Below are 17,140 nucleotides of genomic sequence, written 5' to 3'. Positions count from 1 at the left end.
ATAGTATCAGTCAGGGCAGCCGCTATGGCAGTAGCGCAGGTGGGCTGCGAGGCAACAAAAGGGAGCTTTCTTGATTTACGGTACCGGCGTTGACATAGTGGAGATAGCCCGCTTCGAGAAGTTCCTGAAACAGGGAAACGACGCCTTGTTCCAGCGCATCTTCACGCAGGGGGAGATAGCTTACTGCTCCGCCAAGAAGCTTTCCGCGCAGCACTATGCCTTACGTTTCGCCGCCAAAGAGGCCTTTTTGAAGGCTTTGGGAACGGGGCTGCGTGACGGCATTTCCTGGCAGGACATGGAAGTGGTGAACGACGCCCTGGGCAAGCCGACGCTGCGGCTTACCGGTCGGGCCGATGCGTTGTTCCGGGAGGCGGGGCTTTGCTCCTGTTTCCTGTCGCTTTCGCACGACGCCGGTTGCGCCGTGGCCATGGTGGTACTGGAGCGCTAGATGAAGGTCGTGAGCGGACAGGTCATGCAGCTTATGGATCGACGGGCCATCGGCGAGTTCGGCGTGCCGGGGGTGGAGCTCATGGAACGGGCCGGACGGGGCTGCGCCGACGTCATCGAGGAGGCCTTCGGTGAGCAGGACGCGCGGCGTGCCGTTATCGTGGCGGGCAAGGGGAACAACGGCGGCGACGGCTTCGTGATCTCGAGGCTCCTCGCGGAGCGTGGCTGGGAAGCCCCGGTGCTGCTTCTGGCCGCGCCAGAGGCGGTGGGCGGGGATGCGGCGGCGAACCTCGCGCGCCTGGCCCCCGGAACCGTCCGGAGCGTGCCGCAGGGGCTCGCCGGGGCGGAGGGTCTGCTTCAAGGCGCCACCGTGATCGTGGACGCCCTGCTTGGCACCGGCATGAACAGCGAGGTAACCGGGGTCTACGGCGAGGCTATCGATATGATCAACGCCGCCGGGGTGCCGGTGGTTTCCGTCGACATCCCCTCGGGCGTGGACGCCGCCACCGGAAAGGTGCTGGGGCGCGCGGTGCGCGCCGATATCACCGTCACCTTCGCGCTGGCGAAATTGGGCAACGTACTTTACCCGGGCGCCGACCTGTGCGGGCGGTTGGTCGTGGCCGACATCGGCATGCCGGACGCGGTGGTCGCCGAGGCGGAAGGGGTGGAATTCGTCGACCTCGCCTGCGCGGCCGGGCTCTTTCGCCCCCGGTCCGCCACCGCCCACAAGGGGAGCGGCGGCCACTGCCTCATCGTCGCCGGCAGCACCGGCAAGACCGGGGCCGCGGCTATGGCGGCCAACAGTGCGCAGCGCGCCGGGGCGGGCCTTGTGACCCTCGCCGTGCCTGCCGCGCTGAACCCGATACTGGAACAGAAGACGACCGAGGCGATGACCATACCGATCGGGCCGGAAGAGGCCGGGTACCTGAGGGCGGGTTCTCTCGCCGACATCCTCGCCGCCGCAGCTATCCGCGACGTGGTCGCGCTGGGACCGGGGATCGGCACCGCCCCCTCTACCGTCTACCTGGTGCATTCGCTCCTTGCCGCGCTCGACAAGCCGCTGGTCCTGGACGCCGACGGGCTGAACGCCGTGGCGCTCAAGCCCGAACTGCTGCCGGCCCGGCAGGACCGCGTCACCGTGCTCACTCCGCACCCGGGGGAGATGGCGCGCCTGGTGGGGTGTTCGGTGCCGGAGGTGGAGGCGGACCGCATCGGCTGCGCCCGCGCCTTCGCTACCAGGTACCGGGTATACCTGATCCTCAAAGGGGCGCGCAGCATCATCGCCGCGCCCGACGGAAGCATCGCCGTGAACGGCAGCGGCAATCCGGGCATGGCCACCGGCGGCATGGGCGACGTCCTGACCGGCGTGGTCGCCGCATTCCTGGGGCAGGGGTATCATCCTTTCGCCGCCTGCCAATTGGGCGCCTTTGTCCACGGCCATTCAGCCGACTTCCTTGTGGAGCCGATGGGCACCCAAGGGATGAGCGCCACCGACGTGCAGGAGATGCTCCCCGTGGCGCTGGCGAGCCTGGCCGCGTCCCGAACCACCGCAACGAACCATCAACAGGGAGAATGACCATGATGAAAGCAAAAGAGATCATGACCACAGACGTCATCACCGTGCGCCGCGACACCACCGTCAGGGATCTCGCCAAGCTCTTCGCCGAGCGCCGCATCTCCAGCGTCCCCGTGGTGGACGACGAAGGGCTCCTGGTAGGAATCGTCTCGGAAAGCGACCTGATCGAGCAGGACAAACCGCTGCACATCCCGACCGTCATCTCCATCTTCGACTGGGTCATCTACCTCGAGAGCGACAAGCGCTTCGAGAAGGAGCTGCAGAAGATGACCGGCCAGACCGTCGGTGATATTTATTCCGAGGAGGTCGCCAGCGTGGGGCCGGAGGCGCCGGTCTCCGACGTTGCCGAGATCATGACGCAGAAGAAGGTCCAGGCCGTGCCGGTCGTGGAAGGGCGCCGCGTGGTCGGCATCATCGGGCGCATCGACATGGTGCGCACCATGATCGCCTAGGCGGCCGGATGTCCTGCGTGTTGACCAAGAGCCAGGAAGAAACGGTAGCGTTGGGAGCGAGGCTCGGGCGGTTGTTGCAGCCGGGGGATTTCGTCGCCCTGGTGGGGGACCTGGGTGCCGGCAAGACCCAGTTCGCCAAGGGGATTGCGCTCGGGCTTGAGGTGGACCCGGAGACCCCGGTGACCAGTCCCACCTACACCATCCTCAATATCTACGATGGGCGCATTCCGCTGTACCATTTCGACCTGTACCGGCTGGAGGGGGCGCACGACGTTGAAACCCTCGGCTTCGACGAATACTTCTCCGGAGACGGCGCCTGCGTCGTGGAGTGGGCCGAGCGGCTCGAGGAGGATCTGCCCGCCGACCTCCTCACCGTCACCCTGAATCACGCCGGGGTCGACGAGCGTTCCGTCTGTTTCGACGCCTCCGGGCCGCGCGCGCGGGTACTGGCCGAAGCGGTTCTGGCATAGCGACCGGCACAGCGCCGCTCATGATTCAAACAGCGGGTTGCACGGCGCTTCCAATCGAGATCCCCTTTTGAAGCAAACGCCCCTTTCTCTCAACGAGGAGGGGCGTTTTTTTATACTGTAAACAGGACGGACCTGAAAAATGAAGAAATAGGCTATCTTGGCCGTGATTACTTAAAAAAATGTTTTGACCGTACACGCTAATGTGCTAATAAAGTGGTTCCTACCGCCGGGATTACGCTCCGGGTGGATCAATCAGTAGAGTACAAGGAGGACTGACATGGCTTTGGTGGTCCAAAAGTACGGCGGCACCTCGATGGGGTCCGTCGAACGAATTCGCAACGTCGCCAAGAGGGTGGCAAAAACCTATGACGCCGGCAACGACATGGTGGTGGTTGTCTCCGCCATGGCAGGCGAAACCAACAAGCTGGTCGCGCTTGCCAACGAGGTGTGCGAGTTCCCGGACAACCGTGAATATGACGTGCTTGTTGCGGCTGGGGAGCAGGTCTCCATCGCACTGTTGGCCATGTGCCTGAAAGCCATGGGGTACAAGGCGAAGTCCTACCTCGGCTTCCAGGTGCCCATCCTCACCGATACCTCCTACAGCAAGGCCAGGATCGAAAGCATCGACGACAAGAAGATGCGCGCCGACCTGAAAGAGGGGACCATTCTGATCGTCGCCGGCTTCCAGGGCGTGGACGAGTTCGGCAGCGTCACCACCTTGGGGCGCGGCGGCTCCGACACCTCGGCGGTAGCCCTCGCCGCGGCTTTGAAGGCCGACGTCTGCGAGATCTTCACCGACGTGGACGGCGTCTACACCACCGACCCCAACATCTGCAAGGACGCCAAAAAGATCGAGCGTATTTCCTACGAGGAGATGCTGGAATTGGCCAGCCTCGGCGCGAAGGTGCTGCAGATCCGCTCCGTGGAGTTCGCCAGCAAGTACAACGTCGACGTCCACGTCCGCTCGAGCTTCAACGAAAATCTCGGAACCATGGTTACCAAGGAGGATAAAGAAATGGAAGCAGTGCTCGTCTCGGGTATCGCCTACGCCAAGGATGAAGTGAAAATCGCCGTCATGCAGGTACCGGACAAGCCCGGGATCGCCGCCCAGATCCTCTCTCCGCTTTCCGACGCCAACATCTCCGTCGACATGATCGTCCAGAACGTGAGCGAGGCCGGTTCCACCGACTTCACCTTCACCGTGCCCCAGGCCGACTTCAAGAAGGCGCTCACCATAACCAAGGAAACCGCCGAGGCGATCCACGCCAAGGAAGTCCTCTCCGACGAGAACGTCACCAAGGTCTCCATCGTGGGCCTCGGCATGAGGAGCCACGCCGGCGTCGCCACCACCATGTTCCAGGCGCTCGCCAAGGAGGGGATCAACATCCAGATGATCTCCACCTCCGAGATCAAGATCTCCGTCGTGGTCGACGCCAAGTACACCGAACTCGCCGTCCGCGTGCTGCACGACGCCTTCGGCCTGGCCGGGAAATAAAGAACCCGTTCAACGTTCAACGTTCGACGTTACGAAACGCCCCTGCTTCGGCTCGGGCGTTTCCGTAACGGCGGACGCGGACCTGCGGACGGTGAGAGGGGACAGACAGCTGCGGAGTCGGTCCCCAAACTGACTTTTGAACGTTGAACGTTGAACGTTGAACGTCTTTTGATGAAGTTCGGGGGGGATATGAGCCTGGTGAAACTTTACGATACGACGCTTAGGGACGGAACGCAGGCGGAGGACATCTCTTTCCTGGTAGAGGACAAGATCCGCATCGCGCACAAGCTGGACGAGTGCGGCATTCACTACATCGAGGGGGGGTGGCCCGGTTCCAACCCCAAGGACGTCGCCTTCTTCAAGGACATCAAGAAGGAAAAGCTCTCCCAGGCGAAGATCGCCGCCTTCGGCTCGACCCGCCGCGCCAAGATCACCCCGGACAAGGACCAGAACCTGCGCACCCTGGTGGAGTCCAAGGCCGACGCCGCCACCATCTTCGGCAAGACCTGGGACTTCCACGTGCACGAGGCGCTCAGGATCCCGCTCGAGGAGAACCTGGAGCTGATCTTCGACTCGCTGGAATTCCTCAAGAAGAACATGCCCGAGGTCTTCTACGACGCGGAGCACTTCTTCGACGGCTACAAGTCCAACCCCGAGTACGCCATCAAGACGCTGCAGGCGGCCCAGCAGGCGGGAGCGGACTGCATCATCCTGTGCGACACCAACGGCGGCTCGATGCCGTACGAGATCGCGGCGATCGTGGATGAGGTGAAAAAGACCATCAAGACCCCGCTCGGCATCCACGCCCACAACGACGGGGAGTGTGCGGTGGCCAACTCCATCATCTCCGTGCAGCAGGGGATCGTGCACGTGCAGGGGACCATCAACGGCTTCGGCGAGCGTTGCGGCAACGCGAACCTCTGCTCCATTATCCCGGCGCTCAAGGCGAAGATGCAGCGTGACTGCATCTCGGACGCGCAGATGAAGACCTTGCGGGACCTCTCCCGCTACGTCTATGAGCTGGCCAACCTGGCACCCAACAAGCACCAGCCCTACGTCGGCAACTCCGCCTTCGCTCACAAGGGGGGCGTACACGTCTCCGCCATCCAGCGCCACCCGGAAACCTACGAGCACATGCGGCCGGAACTGGTGGGGAACACCACCCGCGTCCTCGTCTCCGACCTCTCCGGGCGCGCCAACATCCTCGCCAAGGCAACCGAGTTCAACATCAACCTGGACAGCAAGGACCCGGTCACCCTCGAGATCCTGGAAGACATCAAGTCCATGGAGAACCGCGGCTACCAGTTCGAGGGTGCCGAGGCTTCCTTCGAACTGCTGATGAAACGGGCCCTCGGCACGCACCGCAAGTTCTTCTCCGTGATCGGCTTCCGCGTCATCGACGAGAAGCGCACCGAGGACGACCAGCCCATCTCCGAGGCGACCATCAAGGTCAAGGTCGGCGGCAAGGTCGAGCATACCGCCTCCGAGGGACACGGCCCGGTAAACGCCCTGGACAACGCCCTCAGGAAGGCGCTGGAGAAGTTCTACCCGAAATTGAAGGACGTGAAGCTGCACGACTACAAGGTCCGCGTGCTTCCGGCAGGGCAGGGGACCGCTTCCTCCATCCGCGTCCTCATCGAGAGCGGCGACAAGGAAGGGCGCTGGGGCACCGTCGGCGTCTCCAGCAACGTCATCGAGGCCTCCTACCAGGCCCTCGTGGACGCCATCGAGTTCAAGCTGCACAAAGACGAGGAGACGGCGGCACCGAAGAAATGATGCCCAGGAGCCAGCGACTCGCCCTCTGGTGTCTCGCCCTGCTCCTCACCCTCTCGCTGTACATGAAAGGCCGCACTCCCGCTGAAACAGGTGGGGGGGCGGCCTTTTCCAATTTCACCGGGCGCGGCATCACCGTGCGGCTTGCCGGAAATGTGCGGCATCCCGGTGTTTACCGCCTGCCGGCGGGAACCGACGCCGGTACCGCCATAAATATGACGCCTGCGGCGAAGGGCGTCACGACACGCGTCAGAGGACCCGTCACTCAGCCGCTGGTTAGCGGCGATGTGGTCACCCTGGCCGGGGATTACGGTGCTAACCAGCTGATTTCTGTTACGAAGATGGGAGCGAGAGAGCGGATGCTCTTAGGGGTTCCTCTGCATCCCGACCTGCTCGAGGAGGCGGAATGGGACCTCCTGCCGGGCATCGGACCGGCACTTTCCCGACGTATCGTGGCTGACCGTCAGGAAAATGGCGCTTTTGGTTCGGTGGAGGGGCTGCTGCGGGTGCCGGGGATCGGGGAAGGGAAGTTGGCGACAATCCGAAAATATTTCTAATCATCTGTAAGGGGGCTTTTTTGCGAAGGTTCCTTCGAAAAGGAGTATGGTTTAGATTACAACTTGTTTATATTTCCGATATTGGCATGTCGCGTGAATTATACGATCCCACATGAAGTTCTTTAATCAACTTTTTGTTGGGAGGTACGGCTTATGAAATGCCCTAAATGCAAAGGTAGGATGTTTGCGGAAAAATACTATGACTTCGTGAGATCGTTCGATGCCTGGAAATGCACCTGCTGTGGCGAGGTGCTCGATCCGACCATACTGGCCAACAGAGCAAGGAACTTCAACAGCCTCCTGGGCTGATCCAATCTATAGACCGATTCCAAAGGGGGGCGCCTCCGGCACCCCCCTTTTTATGTCCCCTGCTTGCCCCCCGCCGCGCGCCCTTTGCCTGCCTCGCGCCTGGAGCCGCCTGCACCAGTTGCAGTCAGGTACCCTCGGCCATGCACCTGCTCTATAAAGTAGCGGCTGTCAGGATTTTATCTTGACACCACCCGGGTGGTCGGTTATAAAGGGGATCAAATTGGTCCTAAAGGTGTTTTTATGATGGAACTTACCCGCAAGGGCGAATACGCAATCCGTGGCATCATCTACCTGGCCCAGCAGCCGCCGGGGCGGGTTTCGCTGATCAGCGAGATAGCCGCGGCCGCCGAGGTGCCGCAGACCTTCCTGGCCAAGATCTTCCAGAGCTTCGCCAAGCTGGGTCTGGTCACGTCCTCGCGCGGTACCGGCGGCGGGTTCGTACTGGCGCGCCCCGCGTCCGCCATCACCCTACGTGAGGTGGTCGAGGCCGTCGAAGGGCCGATTCTCCCCAACCGCTGCCTGTTGGGCAGCGCCTGCGACAGGGGAGGCCCCTGCCGCGTGCACGCCGTCTGGAAGCAGGTGCAGACCGAGGTGGTTCACATCCTCGACGGCGTCACCATCGATACCCTGGCCCGTAACCAGGACCCCTGATCGGCGCAAAAAATTTTGTCTACAATTAGGATAAAGAAGGTCCTGAAGGTCTTTTGTGACCACTAATATCGACTAGGCTGAGAAGGGCCCGCAAGGGCCAAAAACCGTTCAATTCAATTCAAGGAGCGAATCATGGATGTACTAACCCTGAGCAGGCTGCAGTTTGCCATTACCTGCATGTTCCACTTCATCTTCGTCCCGCTGACCCTGGGGCTGTCGGTCCTGGTGGCCATGATGGAGACCCGCTACGTGCTGACCGGCAACGAGATGTACAAGAGGATGACGAAGTTCTGGGGCAAGCTGTTCCTGATCAACTTCGCCCTCGGCGTGGTGACCGGTATCACCATGGAGTTCCAGTTCGGCATGAACTGGGCCGAGTACTCGCGCTACGTCGGCGACATCTTCGGTGCGCCTCTTGCCATCGAGGCCACCGTGGCCTTCTTCATGGAGTCCGTGTTCATCGGCGTCTGGGCCTTTGGCTGGGAAAAGGTGGGCAAAAGGTTCCACGCGGTTTCCATCTGGCTGGTGGCCCTGGCGACCAACCTCTCGGGTCTGTGGATACTCCTGGCCAACGGCTGGATGCAGCACCCGGTAGGTTACGTGCTCAGAAACGGTCGCGCCGAGATGGTGGACTTCCTGGCGCTGGTCACCAACCCCTTCGGCCTGCTGAAATTCGGGCACCAGATCGTCTCCGGCTACACGGTGGCCGGGTTCTTCGTGATGGGAATCTCCGCCTACCACCTGCTCAAGGCGCGCAACCGCGAGTTCTTCAAGGCATCCTTCGGCATGGCCGCCGCCTTCGCCCTGGCCGCCTCCATCATGGTCGGCGTGATCGGGGACTTCCACGCGGCCGACGTCGCCAAGACCCAGCCCGCCAAGTTCGCCGCCATGGAGGCGGTGTGGAATTCCTGTAACAACGCCCCCATGCACCTGATCGCCTTCCCTGACGAGAAGAACGAGTGCAACCTGGTCACCGCGCTCCCCGTGCCCGGCCTGCTGAGCTTCCTCGCCTTCCACGACACCAACGCCCAGATCCGCGGCATCACCTCGTTCCCCAAGGACGAGCGTCCGCCGGTGCTCCCGGTCTTCCTGAGCTTCCGCCTGATGGTCGGGCTGGGAACCCTGTTCATCGTCCTCTCTGCCGCGGCGCTGTTTCTCTCGAAGAACGGCCTGCTGGAGAAGTATCCCCTGTTCCTGAAGCTGCTGGTGCTCTGCATCCCGCTCCCCTACATCGCCAACCAGCTCGGCTGGATCGTTTCCGAAGTGGGCCGCCAGCCCTGGATCGTCTACGGCATCATGAAGACCTCGGACGCGGTCTCCAAGTCCCTGGAATTGACGCAGGTGATCGGCTCCCTGCTCGGCTTCACGCTCCTTTACGGCCTGCTGGGCTTTGTGGACATCTACCTGTTGGCCAAATTCGCCCGCAAAGGGCCTGAAGAAACTCACGTCGGCGCTACCAACGCCTTCAGAAACTAGGGGGGGACAATGGATCTGCATATCGTATGGTTTGTACTTTGGGGTGTTCTGTGGGCGGTCTATTTCATGCTGGATGGTTTCGTTTTGGGGGCGGGGATGCTGCACCGCGTGCTCGGTAAGACCGATATCGAGCGGCGCGTGGTCATCAACAGCTTCGGCCCGGTCTGGGACGGCAACGAGGTCTGGCTGATCACCGCCGGGGGCGCCACCTTCGCCGCCTTCCCGACCACCTACGCGCTCATGTTCAGCTACCTGTACACGCCGCTTCTGCTGCTGCTCTTCGCGCTCATCGTGCGCGGGGTCTCCTTCGAGTTCCGCAGCAAGGAAGAGGGCGCCACCTGGCGCGGTTGCTGGGACTGGGCCATCGTCCTGTCGAGCTTCGTGCCGGCGCTGCTCTTCGGCGTCGCCTTCGGCAACATCTTCGCCGGGCTTCCCATGGATAAGGCCGGGTACCATGGCTCCCTGGTCGCGCTTTTGAACCCCTACGGCATTGTGAGCGGCCTGCTCTTCGTGATGCTCTTCCTTGAGCACGGGGCCCTCTACGTGGCGGTGAAGAGCACCGGCGACCTGAGCCGGCGCGCCGAGTCCCTGGCCCGCACCCTGTGGGTCCCGCTCCTCGTGGTGGCGGTCGCCTTCCTTGCCTACACCAACTTCGCGACCAAGCTCTATGACAATTATCTGAAGGCCCCCGTGTTCCTGGTGGCCCCGCTGATCGCTGTGGCTGCCCTGGTCGGTGTGCGCCTGCTGTTGGGCACCGGCAACACCCTGGCCGCCTTCGCCGCTTCCTGCGTCACCATCCTGGGCGTGGTCGGGACCGGCGTGATCGGGCTGTTCCCCAACCTGATCCCGTCCAGCATGGACGCCCTGTCCAGCCTTACCATTTACAACAGCTCCTCCTCTGAGTACACCCTGCAGATCATGACCGGAGTGGCCTTCACCTTCGTGCCGGTGGTGATCCTGTACAAAATCTGGGTGTACCGGATCTTCCGGGGGAGGGTCACCGCCGAGGCGGTGGCCGCCGATCACGAGGCCTACTAGCACCTCTTTTCTACGCCGCCGCCCCCCACCGGGGGGCGGCTTTTTTGCGTTCCCACACCTGGTTCCGCCGCCATCAAACCCGGAGGCGTGATGGCGGCGGGGGGCGCGTTGGACGGCATTTCGGGGGTGTAAGCGATTAAAGCGAAACCAATTCTATATTGACAAGTTCCCTTCCTCTTTGCTACTTTACGCTCTTGTCGCGCGCCCTAAGCGAACAGCTCGGTGCCATAGCCCTTCCGGGAGGCAGCTTTTCTAGCGGATGCCCCGACAGACCCGTCACCACAACCCCCGCCCAGACATTCATGCACGAGGCATTACGGCAGAGAGCCTGCCATATAAAGTGAACAAAGAGAGGACTTTCCATGCAGATTAGTGTTGAATCGGTCAACAGCATCAAGAAGAAGTTGAACTTCGAAATTCCGGCGGACAAAGTTTCCGCTGAAGTTGACAAGGCTTATGCCGAAATAAGGAAGCATGCCGCGATCAAGGGGTTCCGCAAGGGCAAGGTCCCGATGAGCCTGATCGAGAAACACTACGGCGAGAAGATGGCCGAGGACGTCGTCAAGAGCCTCGTTAGCGATACCTACTTCAAGGCTGTCACCGAAAAGGGGATCAACCCGGTCTCCTACCCGGTGATCGAGAGCGATACGCTCAAGAAGGGCGAACCGTTCAAGTACTCGGCAACCGTGGAAATCTTCCCGGAAGTCGAACTGAAGGAATACCTCGGCCTCGAGGTGACCAAGGAGCAGCTCGTGCTCGACCCGACGGCGGTCGACGCCCGCCTCAAGGAGATGCAGGAGCGCATGGCGCAGCTCGCACCGGCTCCGGAAGGGCATGCTGCCGCCCTGGGCGATTTCGTCACCTTCGACTTCAAGGGCTCCATCGACGGCGTTCCTTTCGAGGGTGGTGCCGCAGAGGACTTCCAGCTCGAGCTGGGCTCCGGCCGTTTCATCCCGGGCTTCGAGGATCAGATGGTCGGCATGACCGTCGGGACCAGCAGCACCATCAAGGTGACCTTCCCGGAGAACTACGGCTCCGCGGAGCTGGCCGGCAAACCCGCCGACTTCGAGATCACCGTCAAGGAGATCAAGATCAAGGAACTCCCCGAGCTGAACGACGACTTCGCCAAGGAGTTCGGTGACGAGTTCGAAACCCTCGACCTCCTGAAGGCGAAGCTGGCCGAGATCAACCAGACCCAGGAAGAGGCCCGCATCAACAACGAGCTGCGCGAGAACGTCTTCAAGGCGCTGATCGAGAAGAACCCGGTCGAGGTCCCCGAGGCCCTGGTGGACCGTCAGGTCACCATGATGCTGGAGAACACCAAGCAGCGCCTCGCCTCCCAGAGGATGTCCCTGGAGATGATGGGGATGACCGACGAGAGCTACAAAGCCCAGTTCCGTGACGTGGCCCGTGACCAGGTCAAAGGTTCCGTCATCGTCGACGCGGTGGCCGAGAAGGAATCCATCGTGGTGACCGACGAGGAGTTCCAGGGGCAGATCGCCCAGATCTCCGGCCAGACCGGGCAGCCGCTGGAGAAGGTGGCACAGCTGTACAAGACCAACGAGCGGGCCAAGGACAGCCTGATGGCCCAGATGAGGGAAGACAAGGCGGTGCAGTTCATCACCGAGCGCGCCAAGGTAACCGAGGTTCCCAAGGCGGAAAGCAAATAGGAGATTCCATGCTGGTACCGATAGTAGTGGAGCAGACTGGCCGGGGCGAGAGGTCGTACGACATCTATTCGCGCCTTCTGAAGGACAGGATCATCTTCCTGGGTGGCGGCATCGACGACAACGTCGCCAACCTGGTGATCGCGCAGCTCCTCTTCCTGGAGGCCGAGGATCCCGACAAGGATATCCATCTCTACATCAACTCCCCCGGCGGTGTGGTCACCGCCGGGATGGCGATCTACGACACCATGCGCTACATCAAGGCGCCGGTGTCGACCATCTGCATCGGGCAGGCGGCCTCCATGGGCGCCTTCCTGCTGTCGGGCGGGGAGAAGGGAAAGCGGTTTTCCCTGGCCAACTCGCGCATCATGATCCACCAGCCGCTGGGAGGCTTCCAGGGGCAGGCGACGGATATCCACATCCACGCCAAGGAGATCCTGCGCATGAAGGACCAGCTCAATGAACTTCTGGCTGAGCACACCGGTCAGAACGTAGAAAAAGTGGCTGCCGACACCGAGCGCGACTATTTTATGTCGGGCGAAGAGGCAAAGACATATGGTATTATAGATGCCATTGTCACAAGAAACGTTGTCACCGGAGGTGCCAATTGAGCAGAAGAGATGACCGTTCGGATACGCTGATCTGTTCCTTTTGCGGGAAGAGCCAGGAAGAGGTGAAGAAGCTTATTGCGGGGCCTACGGTCTACATCTGCGACGAGTGCATCGAACTTTGCAACGACATCATCGCGGAGGAGTCCAAGCTCGAAGACACCTCCGGCCCGGACGTCCGCAAGCTCCCCAAGCCGCAGGAGATCAAGGAGGTCCTGGACGAGTACGTCATCGGGCAGGCCCGCGCCAAGAAGGTCCTGGCCGTCGCGGTGTACAACCACTACAAGCGCGTCGAGGCGCCGACCAAGCCGGGCGACGTCGAGATGCAGAAGAGCAACATCCTGCTTCTGGGGCCCACCGGCTCGGGTAAGACGCTCCTGGCCCAGACCCTGGCCCGCATCCTCAAGGTTCCCTTCGCCATGGCGGACGCCACCAACCTCACCGAGGCGGGCTACGTGGGCGAGGACGTCGAGAACATCATCCTGACCCTCCTGCAGGCCGCCGACTACGACGTGGAGAAGGCACAGAAGGGGATCATCTACATCGACGAGATCGACAAGATCGCCAGGAAGTCCGATTCCCCCTCCATCACCCGCGACGTTTCCGGTGAAGGGGTGCAGCAGGCGCTTTTGAAGATCATCGAGGGGACCATCGCCAGCGTCCCGCCCAAGGGCGGCCGCAAGCACCCGCAGCAGGAGTTCCTGAAGGTGGACACCACCAACATCCTCTTCATCTGCGGCGGCGCCTTCCCTGGGCTGGACAATATCATCCAGCAGAGGATCGGCGTGAAGACCCTGGGCTTCGGGGCCGACGTCAAGAAGAAGGTCGAGAAGAAGGCCGGTGAACTTTTGGCCGGCGTCACCCCCGAGGACCTCTTGAAGTTCGGGTTCATCCCCGAGTTCGTGGGCCGTCTCCCTATGCTCGCCTCGCTCTCCGAGCTGGACGAGGAGGCCATGGTCCAGATCCTCAAGGAGCCCAAGAACGCGCTGATCAAGCAGTACCAGAAGCTGTTCGAGATGGAGCACGTGAAGCTCAAGTTCACCGACGGCTCCCTGATCGCCATCGCGCGCGAAGCGCTCAAGAGAAAGACCGGCGCCCGCGGCCTGCGTTCCATCCTGGAGAACGCGATGCTCGACATCATGTATGAGATCCCGTCCCAGAGCATGGTGAAAGAGGTGGTGATCAGCGAAGAGGTGATCTACAGCAAGGAAAAACCGATCATCGTCTATGAGAACGTGGCCGAAAGCGCCTAACAGGGACATATGACTGAAGAAACCAGCAGCAGACGCAAAAAGAGAGGGAATCCGGAAAGGTTCCCTCTCTTTCCTTTACGGGACATCGTGATCTTCCCGCACATGGTGATACCTCTGTTTGTGGGGCGTGAGAAGTCGGTGCTCGCTCTTGAGGCCGCCATGGCCCAGAACGACAAGCTGATCCTGCTCGCGACCCAGAAAAACGCCAAGACCGAGGATCCCGAGGCGGGCGACATCTACACGGTCGGCACCCTGTGCCAGGTGATCCAGCTCCTGAAGTTACCTGACGGCACCGTGAAGGTGCTGGTGGAAGGGAAAAGGCGCGGTTCCATCGTCGCCTTCAGCGACCGGACCGACTACTTCGAGGTCGAGGTGGAAACGCTCGCCGAGAAGAGCGCCAACCTGACCGAGGTCGAGGCACTCAAGCGCGGCGTGCTGGCCTCCTTCGAGAACTACGTCGAGCTGAACAGTTCGGTACCCGCCGAGGTGCTGCAGTCGGTGCAGGGAATCGCCGACGCTTCCCGCCTGGCCGACACCATTGCGCCGCACCTGAACCTCAAGGTGGCGCAGAAGCAGGAACTCCTGGCGGCGGTGCAGCCGGCCCGGCGCATGGAGCGCCTGTTGTCGCTGATGGGGGCGGAAATCGAGATCCTGCAGATCGAGAAGAAGATCCACGCTCGCGTCAAGAAGCAGATGGAGAAGACCCAGAAGGATTATTATCTGAACGAGCAGATCCGTGCCATCCAGAAGGAACTGGGGGGGAAGGACGAGTTCAAGCAGGAGTTGCGCAGTCTTGAGGCGAAGGCCGCCAAGCTGCCGCTGTCGGCCGAGGCCAAGCAGAAGGTGCAGGCGGAGATCAAGAAGCTGAAGTTCATGTCCCCCATGTCCGCCGAGGCGGCCGTGGTGAGAAACTACGTGGACTGGCTGCTGGCACTCCCCTGGGGCGCCTACGCCGAGGAGAACCGCGACATCCGGGAGGCGCGTGCCCGTCTTGACGGTGACCACTACGGCCTGGAGAAGGTGAAGCTGAGGATACTGGAGTTCCTGGCGGTGAACGCACTCGCGCCGGGCATGAAGGGCCCCATCCTCTGCCTGGTCGGCCCTCCGGGCGTGGGCAAGACCTCGCTGGCGCGCTCGGTGGCGAAGGCCACCGGCCGCGACTTCGTCAAGATCTCGCTGGGCGGGGTGCGGGACGAGGCGGAGATCCGCGGGCACCGGCGCACCTACGTCGGGGCCATGCCGGGGCGCATCATCCAGTCGCTCAAGAAGTGCGGCTCGTCCAACCCGGTGTTCCTTTTGGACGAGATTGACAAGATGAGCTCCGACTTCCGGGGCGATCCGGCGTCGGCGCTCCTCGAGGTGCTCGACCCGGAGCAGAATGCCTGCTTTAACGACCATTTCCTGGACCTCGACTACGACCTCTCCAAGGTGATGTTCATCACCACGGCCAACACCAGTCACTCCATTCCGCGGCCGCTTTTGGACCGTATGGAGGTGGTGCGGCTGGACGGCTACACCGAGCACGAGAAGCTTGCCATCGCGCGCGAGTACCTGGTCCCGAAACAGGCCGAGGCCAACGGGCTGGCCGGCAAGGGGGTGAGCTTCACGGACGCGGCGCTTTTGGAGCTGGTGCGCCGTTACACCCGCGAGGCGGGGGTGAGGAACCTGGAGCGCGAGATCGGCTCGATCTGCCGCAAGATCGCCTTTGCCGTCGCCGAAGGGGGGAAGGTGCGCCGCACGGTGCAGCCCAAGCAGATCGCCGGCTACCTGGGACCTGCCCGCTACAAGTACGGCGAGGTGGGGCAGGAGGACGCCATCGGCCTGGTCACCGGCCTGGCCTGGACCGAGGTGGGTGGGGAGCTCCTCAACATCGAGGTGGTCTCGCTGCCGGGCAAAGGGAAGCTCACCGTCACGGGCAAGCTGGGCGAGGTGATGCAGGAGTCGGCGCAGGCCGCCATGACCTACGTCCGTTCCCGCGGCGAGCTCTTGGGCTTCGCCAAGGACTTCTACCAGCATCTCGACATCCACATCCACGTCCCGGAAGGGGCGATCCCCAAGGACGGCCCGTCGGCCGGTATCGCCATGGCCTGCGCGCTCACCTCGGCGCTGACCAGGAGGCCGGTGCGGCGCGACGTCGCCATGACCGGCGAGGTGACCCTGCGCGGCACCGTGCTCCCGATAGGGGGGCTGAAGGAGAAACTTCTGGCGGCAGGGCGGGGCGGCATCCGCACCGTTTTGATCCCCAAGGAGAACGAGAAGGACCTGGCCGAGGTGCCGAAAGAGATCCTGGCCGGGCTTGCCGTATACCCGGTGGCGCACATGGACGAGGTGCTCGGTCACGCTCTGCTGGCGCCGGTAGGTCTCCCCGCAGCCGCTCTGTATGCGGATGCAGCTCAGGCGGCCGGTGACAGCACCGTGGTGCCGCACTAGAAAAAAAATTAGAAAAAGGGTTGACAGTCGGAACGAGCCTCTGGTATATACTCATTTCACTTTGCGATGCACCCCTAGGAGGAGCTAATGAACAAGGCAGAACTGGTAAGCGCCATTGCTGAAGAAGCACAGTTGACCAAGGTTGATGCAGACAAGGCACTGACTGGAATTCTTGACGCACTCACCAACTGTCTTGCCGCTGGCGACAAGGTAACCCTGGTCGGCTTCGGCACCTTCAGCGTCGCCGAGCGCGCCGCCCGCACCGGTCAGAACCCGCAGACCGGTAAGAAGATCGAGATCGCGGCTTCCACCGCTCCGAAATTCAAGCCGGGCAACACCCTGAAGGAACTGATCAACGCTTAATAAGTAACAAAGTCCCGGTTTCGGGATGTAGTAGATGCGGGGTTGTAGCTCAGTCGGTTAGAGTGCCAGCCTGTCACGCTGGAAGTCGCGGGTTCGAGCCCCGTCAACCCCGCCATATAAAATTTGGGTGAATAGCTCAGCTGGGAGAGCGCCAGCCTTACAAGCTGGATGTCGGGGGTTCGATCCCCTCTTCACCCACCACTAGAAAAACCGTTCAACGTTCTACGTTCAACGTTACCAACTAACACGTTGCCGGCTTCAGGTTCAAACGCTGAACCTCGAACCGCCGCCAACGGGTTCACAAGTTGGGGTTGTAGCTCAGTCGGTTAGAGTGCCAGCCTGTCACGCTGGAAGTCGCGGGTTCGAGCCCCGTCAACCCCGCCATCAAAAGGAAAGGCCGCCACATCAGGCGGCCTTTCCTTTTTCTCGTTGTCCTCCCCCCGGCAGGGTGAGGCGTTGCGCCGATTGCCGCCCATCCCGCTTTTGCCGCGATCCCTTTAGCTTGACTTGCCAGATCAAAATCGTTTATCCTCTCCGATGTTCCGTTTGGGGACGTCAACTCCCCAACCGGCCCC

General features: G+C 61.9%; 15 protein-coding genes and 3 tRNA genes. All 18 read left to right on the top strand.

Going from position 1 to position 17,140, the window contains the following annotated elements:
• Positions 1-70: 70 nt before the first annotated feature.
• The 18 genes from KP004_RS13745 to KP004_RS13660 all read left to right on the top strand — a co-directional run bounded on the left by KP004_RS13745 (position 71) and on the right by KP004_RS13660 (position 16,949).
• Positions 71-448, top strand: coding sequence for a holo-[acyl-carrier-protein] synthase (locus tag KP004_RS13745; RefSeq protein ID WP_216799085.1), 378 nt, complete (start codon positions 71-73; stop codon positions 446-448).
• Positions 449-2,023: an NAD(P)H-hydrate dehydratase gene (locus KP004_RS13740; RefSeq protein ID WP_216799084.1), complete on the top strand. Its 1,575-nt coding sequence runs from the start codon at positions 449-451 to the stop codon at positions 2,021-2,023.
• Positions 2,024-2,025: 2 nt separating this feature from the next.
• Positions 2,026-2,475 carry a CBS domain-containing protein gene (locus KP004_RS13735; protein ID WP_216799083.1) on the top strand — a complete coding sequence of 150 codons (450 nt, stop codon included), beginning with the start codon at positions 2,026-2,028 and terminating at the stop codon, positions 2,473-2,475.
• A gap of 8 nt (positions 2,476-2,483) precedes the next feature.
• Positions 2,484-2,945: a tRNA (adenosine(37)-N6)-threonylcarbamoyltransferase complex ATPase subunit type 1 TsaE gene (tsaE, locus tag KP004_RS13730; protein ID WP_216799082.1), complete on the top strand. Its 462-nt coding sequence runs from the start codon at positions 2,484-2,486 to the stop codon at positions 2,943-2,945.
• A gap of 277 nt (positions 2,946-3,222) precedes the next feature.
• Positions 3,223-4,440 carry an aspartate kinase gene (locus KP004_RS13725; RefSeq protein ID WP_216799081.1) on the top strand — a complete coding sequence of 406 codons (1,218 nt, stop codon included), beginning with the start codon at positions 3,223-3,225 and terminating at the stop codon, positions 4,438-4,440.
• Between the two features lie 189 nt (positions 4,441-4,629).
• A complete protein-coding gene (cimA, locus tag KP004_RS13720; RefSeq protein WP_216799080.1) occupies positions 4,630-6,216 on the top strand; it encodes a citramalate synthase in 1,587 nt (528 codons plus the stop codon).
• Positions 6,216-6,770 carry a ComEA family DNA-binding protein gene (locus tag KP004_RS13715; protein ID WP_239026812.1) on the top strand — a complete coding sequence of 185 codons (555 nt, stop codon included), beginning with the start codon at positions 6,216-6,218 and terminating at the stop codon, positions 6,768-6,770. The genes cimA and KP004_RS13715 overlap by 1 nt, the downstream gene beginning before the upstream one ends.
• 549 nt (positions 6,771-7,319) lie before the next feature.
• Positions 7,320-7,730, top strand: coding sequence for an RrF2 family transcriptional regulator (locus tag KP004_RS13710; RefSeq protein WP_216799078.1), 411 nt, complete (start codon positions 7,320-7,322; stop codon positions 7,728-7,730).
• 132 nt (positions 7,731-7,862) lie between these two features.
• A complete protein-coding gene (locus KP004_RS13705; protein WP_275423137.1) occupies positions 7,863-9,206 on the top strand; it encodes a cytochrome ubiquinol oxidase subunit I in 1,344 nt (447 codons plus the stop codon).
• 9 nt (positions 9,207-9,215) lie between these two features.
• Complete coding sequence (gene cydB / locus KP004_RS13700) at positions 9,216-10,244, top strand: cytochrome d ubiquinol oxidase subunit II (RefSeq protein WP_216799077.1); 1,029 nt, start codon at positions 9,216-9,218, stop codon at positions 10,242-10,244.
• Positions 10,245-10,606: 362 nt separating this feature from the next.
• A complete protein-coding gene (gene tig, locus KP004_RS13695; RefSeq protein ID WP_216799076.1) occupies positions 10,607-11,914 on the top strand; it encodes a trigger factor in 1,308 nt (435 codons plus the stop codon).
• Between the two features lie 8 nt (positions 11,915-11,922).
• A complete protein-coding gene (clpP, locus tag KP004_RS13690) occupies positions 11,923-12,522 on the top strand; it encodes an ATP-dependent Clp endopeptidase proteolytic subunit ClpP (RefSeq protein ID WP_199387858.1) in 600 nt (199 codons plus the stop codon).
• The gene (clpX, locus tag KP004_RS13685) at positions 12,519-13,772 is read left to right on the top strand and encodes an ATP-dependent Clp protease ATP-binding subunit ClpX (protein WP_183348987.1); all 1,254 of its coding nucleotides are present in this window, start codon (positions 12,519-12,521) and stop codon (positions 13,770-13,772) included. Before clpP ends, clpX begins: the two co-directional genes overlap by 4 nt.
• A 9-nt stretch (positions 13,773-13,781) precedes the next feature.
• Positions 13,782-16,202, top strand: a complete 2,421-nt coding sequence (lon, locus tag KP004_RS13680) for an endopeptidase La (RefSeq protein ID WP_216799075.1) — start codon at positions 13,782-13,784, stop codon at positions 16,200-16,202.
• 87 nt (positions 16,203-16,289) lie between these two features.
• Entirely contained in the window at positions 16,290-16,565 is a 276-nt protein-coding gene (locus KP004_RS13675; protein ID WP_216799074.1) for an HU family DNA-binding protein, read from the top strand.
• Between the two features lie 38 nt (positions 16,566-16,603).
• Positions 16,604-16,680 (top strand) — tRNA-Asp (locus KP004_RS13670).
• A gap of 10 nt (positions 16,681-16,690) precedes the next feature.
• Positions 16,691-16,766, top strand: a tRNA-Val gene (locus KP004_RS13665).
• 106 nt (positions 16,767-16,872) lie between these two features.
• Positions 16,873-16,949 (top strand) — tRNA-Asp (locus KP004_RS13660).
• Positions 16,950-17,140: the final 191 nt, after the last annotated feature.

Origin of the sequence: Geomonas oryzisoli, assembly GCF_018986915.1 — a bacterium.
Taxonomy (GTDB): domain Bacteria; phylum Desulfobacterota; class Desulfuromonadia; order Geobacterales; family Geobacteraceae; genus Geomonas; species Geomonas oryzisoli.
The sequence above is the reverse complement of the archived record's forward strand: the minus strand, read 5'-3'. Positions and strand labels throughout refer to the sequence as shown.

What these genes read in the sequence shown, in the direction of transcription:
- KP004_RS13740 (WP_216799084.1), top strand. Translation starts at nt 449, where the DNA reads ATGAAGGTCGTGAGCGGACAGGTCATGCAGCTTATGGATCGACGGGCC.
- KP004_RS13735 (WP_216799083.1), top strand. Translation starts at nt 2,026, where the DNA reads ATGATGAAAGCAAAAGAGATCATGACCACAGACGTCATCACCGTGCGC.
- tsaE (WP_216799082.1), top strand. Translation starts at nt 2,484, where the DNA reads ATGTCCTGCGTGTTGACCAAGAGCCAGGAAGAAACGGTAGCGTTGGGA.
- KP004_RS13725 (WP_216799081.1), top strand. Translation starts at nt 3,223, where the DNA reads ATGGCTTTGGTGGTCCAAAAGTACGGCGGCACCTCGATGGGGTCCGTC.
- cimA (WP_216799080.1), top strand. Translation starts at nt 4,630, where the DNA reads ATGAGCCTGGTGAAACTTTACGATACGACGCTTAGGGACGGAACGCAG.
- KP004_RS13715 (WP_239026812.1), top strand. Translation starts at nt 6,216, where the DNA reads ATGCCCAGGAGCCAGCGACTCGCCCTCTGGTGTCTCGCCCTGCTCCTC.
- KP004_RS13710 (WP_216799078.1), top strand. Translation starts at nt 7,320, where the DNA reads ATGATGGAACTTACCCGCAAGGGCGAATACGCAATCCGTGGCATCATC.
- KP004_RS13705 (WP_275423137.1), top strand. Translation starts at nt 7,863, where the DNA reads ATGGATGTACTAACCCTGAGCAGGCTGCAGTTTGCCATTACCTGCATG.
- cydB (WP_216799077.1), top strand. Translation starts at nt 9,216, where the DNA reads ATGGATCTGCATATCGTATGGTTTGTACTTTGGGGTGTTCTGTGGGCG.
- tig (WP_216799076.1), top strand. Translation starts at nt 10,607, where the DNA reads ATGCAGATTAGTGTTGAATCGGTCAACAGCATCAAGAAGAAGTTGAAC.
- clpP (WP_199387858.1), top strand. Translation starts at nt 11,923, where the DNA reads ATGCTGGTACCGATAGTAGTGGAGCAGACTGGCCGGGGCGAGAGGTCG.
- lon (WP_216799075.1), top strand. Translation starts at nt 13,782, where the DNA reads ATGACTGAAGAAACCAGCAGCAGACGCAAAAAGAGAGGGAATCCGGAA.
- KP004_RS13675 (WP_216799074.1), top strand. Translation starts at nt 16,290, where the DNA reads ATGAACAAGGCAGAACTGGTAAGCGCCATTGCTGAAGAAGCACAGTTG.